The 7,749-nt window shown below is 73.2% G+C and carries 7 protein-coding genes; all 7 read right to left on the bottom strand.

Annotated elements, in window-relative coordinates; genetic code table 11:
- Window positions 1-24: 24 nt before the first annotated feature.
- Window positions 25-1,392: an MFS transporter gene (locus LQV45_RS13880; RefSeq protein WP_230007537.1), complete on the bottom strand. Its 1,368-nt coding sequence runs from the start codon at window positions 1,390-1,392 to the stop codon at window positions 25-27.
- A gap of 64 nt (window positions 1,393-1,456) precedes the next feature.
- The gene (locus LQV45_RS13875; RefSeq protein WP_230007535.1) at window positions 1,457-2,023 is read right to left on the bottom strand and encodes a hypothetical protein; all 567 of its coding nucleotides are present in this window, start codon (window positions 2,021-2,023) and stop codon (window positions 1,457-1,459) included.
- Window positions 2,020-3,714: a PASTA domain-containing protein gene (locus LQV45_RS13870; RefSeq protein WP_230007534.1), complete on the bottom strand. Its 1,695-nt coding sequence runs from the start codon at window positions 3,712-3,714 to the stop codon at window positions 2,020-2,022. The genes LQV45_RS13875 and LQV45_RS13870 overlap by 4 nt, the downstream gene beginning before the upstream one ends.
- 2 nt (window positions 3,715-3,716) lie before the next feature.
- Window positions 3,717-4,490 carry a phosphate ABC transporter ATP-binding protein gene (locus LQV45_RS13865; protein ID WP_230007536.1) on the bottom strand — a complete coding sequence of 258 codons (774 nt, stop codon included), beginning with the start codon at window positions 4,488-4,490 and terminating at the stop codon, window positions 3,717-3,719.
- A gap of 346 nt (window positions 4,491-4,836) precedes the next feature.
- The gene (locus LQV45_RS13860) at window positions 4,837-5,928 is read right to left on the bottom strand and encodes a sortase (protein WP_230007533.1); all 1,092 of its coding nucleotides are present in this window, start codon (window positions 5,926-5,928) and stop codon (window positions 4,837-4,839) included.
- Window positions 5,925-6,746, bottom strand: a complete 822-nt coding sequence (locus LQV45_RS13855) for a hypothetical protein (RefSeq protein ID WP_230007532.1) — start codon at window positions 6,744-6,746, stop codon at window positions 5,925-5,927. Before LQV45_RS13855 ends, LQV45_RS13860 begins: the two co-directional genes overlap by 4 nt.
- On the bottom strand, window positions 6,743-7,749 hold a 1,007-nt coding region (locus LQV45_RS13850), incomplete at its 5' end, for a hypothetical protein (RefSeq protein WP_230007531.1). The genes LQV45_RS13850 and LQV45_RS13855, both read right to left, overlap by 4 nt.

Below are 7,749 nucleotides of genomic sequence, written 5' to 3'. Positions count from 1 at the left end.
GCCTCGCGCCCCGCCGCCCCCGCCTCAGCGAATCACGGCCCCGCGGTTGGGCACGCGGATCATCAGCGCCAGGCCCACGGCGAGGATCAGCACGATCCCCAGGATGCCGAGGCGCGTGTCGCCCGTGACCCCGACGAACAGCGCGAACGAGCCCGGCGCGAGGAACGACACCGCGCGGCCGGTCGTGGCGTAGAGGCCGAAGATCTCGCCCTCGCGGCCCTCGGGCGTCGCGCGGGAGAGATAGGTGCGGCTCGCCGACTGCACGGGGCCGACGAACAGCCCGAGGCCGAGCCCCGCGACCCAGAACGCGGGCTGCGACGTGCCGATGAACAGCACCGCGGAGCCGAGCACGATCAGTCCGATCAGCGACACCACGATCACGCGTTTCGGGCCGAAGCGGTCGTCGAGGCGTCCGGCGAACATCGTGCTGATGCCGGCGACGACGTTGGCGGCGACGGCGAAGTACAGCACCTCGGTCGAGGAGAATCCGAACACCTGCGCGGCGATGATCGCCCCGAACGTGAACACGCCGGTGAGCCCGTCGCGGAACACCGCGCTGGCAATGAGGAACATCAGCACCGGGCGGCTGTCGCGCCAGAGCGAGCGCAGCGTGCCCCACAGCACGACGTACGACTGGAAGAACCCGACCCGCACCTGGCGGCGCTGCGCCGGGATCTCGGGCACCCGCACGAGCACGGGGATCGCGAACACCGCGAACCAGACAGCGGATGCCAGGACGGCCAGCCGCACGTTCAGACCGCCGTCCTTCGACACGGCGAGAAGGCCCGCGGCATCCGGATTCCCGAACCCCTGGATGAACAGCACGAGCAGCAGGAGCAGGAGCACGATGCCGCCGACGTATCCCATGCCCCAGCCGAAGCCCGAGACGCGGCCGATGTTCTCGCGCGTGGAGACCTGCGACAGCATCGCGTAGTAGTTGACGCTCGCGAACTCGAAGAAGACGTTGCCGACCGCCAGGAGCGTCGCCCCGAGTATCAGGTAGGCCGGCGTGCCCTCGACGAACACCATCGCGGCCATCGCGAGCACGATCACGCCGGTGTTCACGCCCAACCACAGCTTGCGGCGCCCCGTGCCGTCGCTGCGCTGGCCGATCACCGGGGCCAGCAGCGCCACGAGGATTCCGGCGATCATCAGCGCGGTGCCGATGAGGCTGGCGTTCGAGGCGAGAGCCCTCACCAGCGCGGGGTCGTTCGCGTTGTCGCCGGCCGCAGCCACGATGGCCGGGTCGACGAACAGCGTGCTCGAGAGGTACGTGCTGAACACGAACGTCGTGACGACGGCGTTGAACGCCGCCGAGCCCCAGTCCCACAGCGCCCAGGCGAGGACGGGCCGTCGGGCGTCGGTGGAAGGGGCGGATGCCGCGGAAGTCATGAGCGTCACGCTAGAGGGTTTCGGTGAACACCGGGGTCCACCGCGAGAGCCGTTCTCGGACGCATCATCCCGAGGTTTCGCTCGCCGCGGTCGTCGTCACATCCTCCGAGGTGCCGGCACGGACCGACCGGGGAGGAACGATGCGGGGAGCGACGCGCGTGATCGCCCGGCGCAGCGTGCCTTCCTGGGGGCGTAGACCGTCGCGCTGCACACCCCCGGACACCAGGACGACGCGTTCGTCGTGCACGATCCATATCGATGACCGGCCGGTCGCGTCGCGCACCGGCACGTACCGGAACTCGCGCGCGCACACGAGGAGCTCCTCGGCATCCGCCCGGGCCACGGCCGGGCTGATGAAGGTCTCGGTGCGAATCGCGAGGGTCCTCCCATCGACACCGTTCACCCCCCAGAACGACCCGTCGGGGCGGTACAGCACCCCGGGGAGGGCCGTGCCGTCGATCGGAGTCATGGTGAGCGTGCGCGCGCGCACCAGCGAGCGGCCGCGGTGGCGATCCGCGTCGATCTCGACGGAGAAGACCTCGATCGCGTCCCGCCGATCGGAGGCCTCGACGGGGTCGCTCGACGGCTGCCGGGGCGCGCGCGACTCCGGCGGAATACGCCGGGGCGTCATGGTCGCCCACTCTCGGTCGGCGACGGAGTGGGGGGCCCGGGCGTCGGCGTCGAGGGGGACTCCGGCGCGGCGGTGAGCGTCACGGTGACGCCCCGCCGCAGCACGGTTCCCGCCGCCGGGTGCACCCGATCGACGATCGCCGTGGCAGGCGCCCCGTCGGCGGTCGCGGCGAAACCGGCGGACTGCAGGGCCGCCGACGCGGCGGCGACACTCATCCCGCTCACCTGGGGCACGACGTTGGCCCCGGATGCCACGGTCACATCCACGCGAGACCCGCGGGGCACGGACTCCCCGACGGGAGGATGCTGGCCGAGCACCCGGTCGGCCTCGTCGGCCGACTCCACGCGCGACACGTCGCCCAAGACCAGACCCGCCGCGCGCAGGGCGGCGTCGGCGACGGTCAGGCTGCCCGAGAGCGGGGGCACGACGACCGTCGGCTCCACGGTCGTTGCCGGCTGGGGGGAGGGGAGCGGCGACGGCGAGAGTGCCGGCTCGCTTGAGGGAGCGGCCGCCGACGCGGTCGGCGCGGTCGCCGACGGCGTCCCCGGTGCGGCCGCCGCTCCGGGCTCGGCGGTGGACACGATCGCGGCCCACGCGCCGAATCCGAGGATCCCCAGGATCACGATCGCCGCGACGGCTCCGGTCGTGCGCGGGGCCGCGCTCGCCGACGGTCGCCGGTCGGTGTCTGCGGTGCTCGGTCGGAGGTACGCCAGCGGTTCGTCGTCGCCCGGGACCTCGAGCAGCTTCGTGAAGCCCGGGGCCTCGGTAGCGGCCGTGTCGTGCACAGGGGCGTTCGCCGCCGACGGCACCGACGCGGCGGCCGTCCGCAGCGCCGCGCGGAACTCCTCGGCGTCGCGGAAGCGGTGCGCGGGCGTTTTCGCCATGGCGCGCGTCACGACGCGGTCGAACGGGCGCGCGGCCGCGACCAGGGCGGAGGGCACCGGGGGAGGGGCGTCGAGATGCGCGCGCAGCACCTGCTCGGTCGTCGCGCGGGGGAACGGGGCGTGACCCGTCAGAGCGAAGAAGAGCACCGCGCCGGCCTGGTACAGGTCGCTCACGGTGCGGACCGGCAGCCCGCGGGCCTGCTCCGGCGACATGAACGCCGCGTTGCCGACCACCCCGGCACCGTCGGCGACGGGCCCGGCCAGCAGCACGTCGCCGCCGAGGGTCGATCGACCCGTGGCATCCGAGAGTCCGAAGTCGATGAGCCGCGCGGCGGCGGGCGACGCGGCATCGCCCGCCGGTAGCACGACGTTCTGCGGCGTCACATCCCGGTGCACGATGCCCGCGGCGTGCGCGACGGCCAGCCCGGCGAGGACCCCGTCGACGACGGCGGCCGCCTCGGCCGGAGGGAGCGGACCCGCCGCGGCGACCCGCTCCCGCAGCGTGGGGCCGTCGAGCAGGTCGAGTGCGATCCACGGCATCGTGACGCCGGCGGCATCGTGGAGCCCGGCGCCGTGGATCCGCACGATGTTCGGGTGGGTGAGGTCGGCCGCGCGCGCTGCTTCGCGCAGGAAGGCCGCGCGCGCCGCTTCGTCGGCGCACAGGTGCGGGTGCAGCAGCTTCACCGCGACGCGGGCGTCCGCGGCCTCGCGATCGACCGCGGCGAACACCGAGCCTGTTCCGCCCACGCCGAGGAGGTCGCCGAGCGCGTACCGCCCGCCGACGAGCCCCTCGGACGTCTCGGACATGCTCAGCCGAACCGCCCGTTGACGTAGTCGTACGTGCGCGGATCCTGCGGTTCGCTGAACATCGCCTCGGTGTCGCCGTGCTCGACGATGTGGCCCGGCTGACCCTGGGATGCCAGGAAGAAGGCGCACTGCTGGGACACACGCTGCGCCTGCTGCATGTTGTGCGTGACGATGACGATCGTCACTTCCTTCTGCAGTTCGCTCATCGTCTCTTCGATGACGCGCGTGGAGGTGGGGTCGAGCGCCGAACACGGCTCGTCCATCAGCAGCACCTTGGGGGTGACGGCGAGCGACCGCGCGATGCACAGACGCTGCTGCTGACCGCCCGAGAGCCCGCCGCCGGGGGCCCGCAGCCGATCCTTGACCTCTTTCCACAGGCCGGCCGAGGTGAGCGAGCGCTCCACGATCGCGTCCTTCTCGTCGCGCGAGGCGCGTCGCCCGGTGAGCTTGAGTCCCGCGACGACGTTGTCGTAGATCGACATCGCCGGGAACGGGTTCGGTTTCTGGAACACCATCCCGATGTCTTTGCGGGCGTCCTGCAGCTTCTTCTGGCGTTCGTAGATGTCGTCGCCGTCGAGGAGCACCTCCCCTGCGAGAGAGGCCGAGGGGACGAGTTCGTGCATGCGGTTGAGGATGCGCAGGAACGTGGACTTGCCGCATCCGGACGGGCCGATGAGGGCGGTCACTTGCCCGGCGGGCATGGTCAGTGACACGCGCTCGAGCACCTTGTGGGTGCCGAACCAGGCGCTGACGCGCTGCGCGTCGAGGGTCGACAGCTCCCGCGGCGGGTGCGATTCGGCGTGGGCGGCGGCGATCTCGTCCGCGGCGTCGCGCACCGTCTCCTCGGCGGGAACGCGCAGGGGCGCAGCGGATGCCGCACGCGCCGAGGCCGTGACGACCTCGGTGACGGTGTCGTCGGCCAGGGGAACGCGCGCGGCGGTGAGCTGCGCAGAATCCGCTTCGGCGAGCTCCGCCGGAGCGTGCGAGGGGGACGCGGCGAAGAACCGGCGCGGGCGGCGCTCCCGGGGGGATGCCGCCGCGAGGGACGCGTGCACCTCGGTGATGTCGTCGGCGGTCGGCTGATCGTCAGGCGGGGTCATGAAAGGTCCTCGTTCGGGTCGGTCATAGGAGATTGGGCAGGGCGCCCATGGCGAGGTCGGCGGTGGCGACACCGAGGGCGATGATGAGCGGGACCGCGATGACCCAGGCCGGGCGCCGGCCCCAGGTGTGCCAGAGCCAGACGGAACCGGCCGCGGCCGCGGCGAGCAGCGTCGCCAGGAAGAACGTCGAGAACCACGCCGAGCTGTCGCTGGCCATGGCCCTCTCGTCGTCGGGGAGTGCGGGATAGAGCATCGCCCGCACCCCGGGCTCCGCGGGGGCGGACACGAGTTCGGCATCCACGGTCAGGACGCCCGAGGGGAAGAGCGCCAAGCCGTCCGCGGTCTGCAGCTCGAGGCGGGCGGTGGCGCCCTCGACGGGCGGCGGGGCCTCGCCGTCGCGACGCAGACCGAGCACCCGGTAGGTGTGGAGTCCCTGGCCGGTGGTCACGCGCACGTCGTCGCCCGGTTGCAGCCGGTACAGCTGCGAGAACGGACCTCCGTACGTCGTCTGGCGGCCGAGCACGACGCTCGTCCCCGGCTGTCCCGGCATGACGCTGTCACGGCGGTGTCCGATGCCCGAGCGCAGGGTGTCTCCGGACGTGCCCTCGAGGATCACCTCGCTCAATCCGATCGCGGGCGCCTCGAGCAGACCGACCGGCGTCCCCACGGGGTTCATCGACCCGGTCTCGATGGTCTGCCCGGGGGCGACCTGGATCTGGTTCACTGGTGCGGTTCCCTTCGCCATCGCGGTACGAAGCCCGTCGTAGGCGATCGTCTGGGCGCGGTGGTGCTGCAGCGCCGAGAAGACGGCGGCGTGCGCGACGAAGGAGAGCAAGATGAGGGATGCCGTGAGCACGACGACACCGATCCACCACCGCTCGTCGCGCGGGGCGCGCTGCGGCGGGTTCGGGAGCGGCAGTTTCGGTCGGCGGGGCCGTCGGGGCCCGGGCGGACGCGGCCGTCCCGCGCGCGACGGGCGCAGCGACGTCAGCGACGGGAGGGGGCGGCGTGATGCGCGCGACGGAGCCTCGGCGTCGTGACGGGTCGCGGGACGCGCGGGCGCGATGACCTCGGTCGTCGCGGCATCCGTCGACGCCTCCGTCGTGTCGGTCACGCGACGGCTCCCTCGACCGGCGCGGGAGCGCGCAGAGCACGCAATGCCCACCAGGCTCCCGCGACGAGGAGCAGCGCGCCGAGCCCGCCGCCGACCCACCACATCCACACCGGAACGCCCTGGGCCGCGAGGTCGGAGGAGGGGGCGGCCGTCACGAAGATCGGGGCGAGACCGATGCGCTGGGACTCCCAGCCGGTGAGCTGCAGCGTGTGGGCCCCGACGGGCAGGTCGTCGGGCAGTGTGAAGGTGTGGGAGAGGCGCCCCGCCTCATCGGCGGGGACGTTGCCGATCGTCCGCGACTGCGAGTAGAGCAAGATCTGCACCTTCTCACCCGGGCGGAAGCCGTCGAGGCTCACCGTCACCTGGTCGCCGAGGGTGTAGTTCTCGCGATCGGTCGCCGCCTTCTCGCCCGTCGTCGCGGGCGTCGCCGAGATCGCGGGTTCGGTCGCCGGTCCGGCGGGCTGACCCGCGCCCGATGCCGCCCCCGTGCCGGGCGTGGTGACCGTCGAGGTCGAGGCCTTCGTGGGCGGAACCGCGGCGGGCGGCACGTTCCCCGGTGCCGACGCGGGTGGCGCGGCGACCGGCACGCTCGGCGCCGGCGACGGCGACCACGGCCGCACGGTGGTGGGGGTCGGCGAGGGCACCGAGACGACGATGTCGCTCGAGTCCGAGTCGGCGGCCCACGCGACGGCGCTTCCCGCGATGGCGGAGGTGGTGAGCCCGACCGCCAGGGCGGTGGCCGCCCAGAATCGCGGGGCGGGGTGCGGTGCACGCATGTGGCGGGGTCGCTTTCGTTCGGGCCGGAGGGAGGTCGTCATTTCGTGCCCTCGAAGGCGTCGGTGGAGGCCCGCGCGGCCGCGTCGCGCTCCTCGGCCCGCACGATGTCGGCGTAGGCGGCGATGTCGTCGGCCAGGCGGGCGCGTGCGCGCCGGCGCCACCAGATGGCGAGGGCGACCAGGGCGGCGAGCACGAGGAGGGCGAGGAGCACCAGCCACGGCACGGCCCACGCGATGACGGATCCGGTGACGACCGCCGGCAGCGGGTCACCCGGGAGGGCGCCGGTGGCCGCGGTGGGGGAGATCCGCACATCGGCGAAGAGCAGCACGAGCGGGGGAACGTCGGGAAGCTCGGCGGACACGTGCGCCACGCCACCGGGCACGATGTCGTCGACCCCGGACAGTGGGACAGTGGCCAGCGGAATGCCGAACGGCCCGGTGAGCGTCGCGGTCGGCGCCGCCGAGACGCGCGTGTTGCCGGTGTTGGCCAGATCGACGTCGAGGGACGCCGTCCCCGAGAACGGGTTCGCCGCGGTGTAGCCGGCGACGAGCCCGCGCATCGACAGGGCGGGAGCGAGGGCACCGCCGACCCGCACGTAGACGCGCGTGCCGACGCGCTGTTCGAGGGACACGCCCGCTCCGCCGGGGGCCGATGCGGTGCTGACGAGAGAGGCGACGATGCCGGCGGAGTGGTCTCCGGGGGTCGCGTCGGCGGGGACCGTGATCGTCACCGGCACGTCGGCGCGGGCGCCGGGGTCGAGGGTCACGGTGGTGCCGATCGCGGCGATGCAGGCGACGTCCTCGGGGGTGCAGACGGCGTTGGACCCGGCTACCGCGGTCCAGGCGCCGAGGTCGGTGGAGGCGGCGTCGGCGTTGATGAGCGTGAACGCGGCCGTGTCGTAGTCGGTTCTGGCATCCGCCGCGTAGACGCGGAAGGTGGCGGGAGCCGCGGAGTAGTTGGTCACGGCCACCCAGTCGGTGATGACGGTGCCCGCGGAGACCTGGAAGGACAGTGCCGCGCGACCGTCGGGGCCGGCGGGGGTGG

The organism is Microbacterium sp. Bi128 (genome assembly GCF_918698205.1).
Note: the sequence above shows the minus strand (reverse complement) of the source record. Positions and strands in the feature narration are given on the sequence as shown.

What these genes read in the sequence shown, in the direction of transcription:
- LQV45_RS13855 (WP_230007532.1), bottom strand. Translation starts at nt 6,746, where the DNA reads ATGACGACCTCCCTCCGGCCCGAACGAAAGCGACCCCGCCACATGCGT.
- LQV45_RS13875 (WP_230007535.1), bottom strand. Translation starts at nt 2,023, where the DNA reads ATGACGCCCCGGCGTATTCCGCCGGAGTCGCGCGCGCCCCGGCAGCCG.
- LQV45_RS13880 (WP_230007537.1), bottom strand. Translation starts at nt 1,392, where the DNA reads ATGACTTCCGCGGCATCCGCCCCTTCCACCGACGCCCGACGGCCCGTC.
- LQV45_RS13870 (WP_230007534.1), bottom strand. Translation starts at nt 3,714, where the DNA reads ATGTCCGAGACGTCCGAGGGGCTCGTCGGCGGGCGGTACGCGCTCGGC.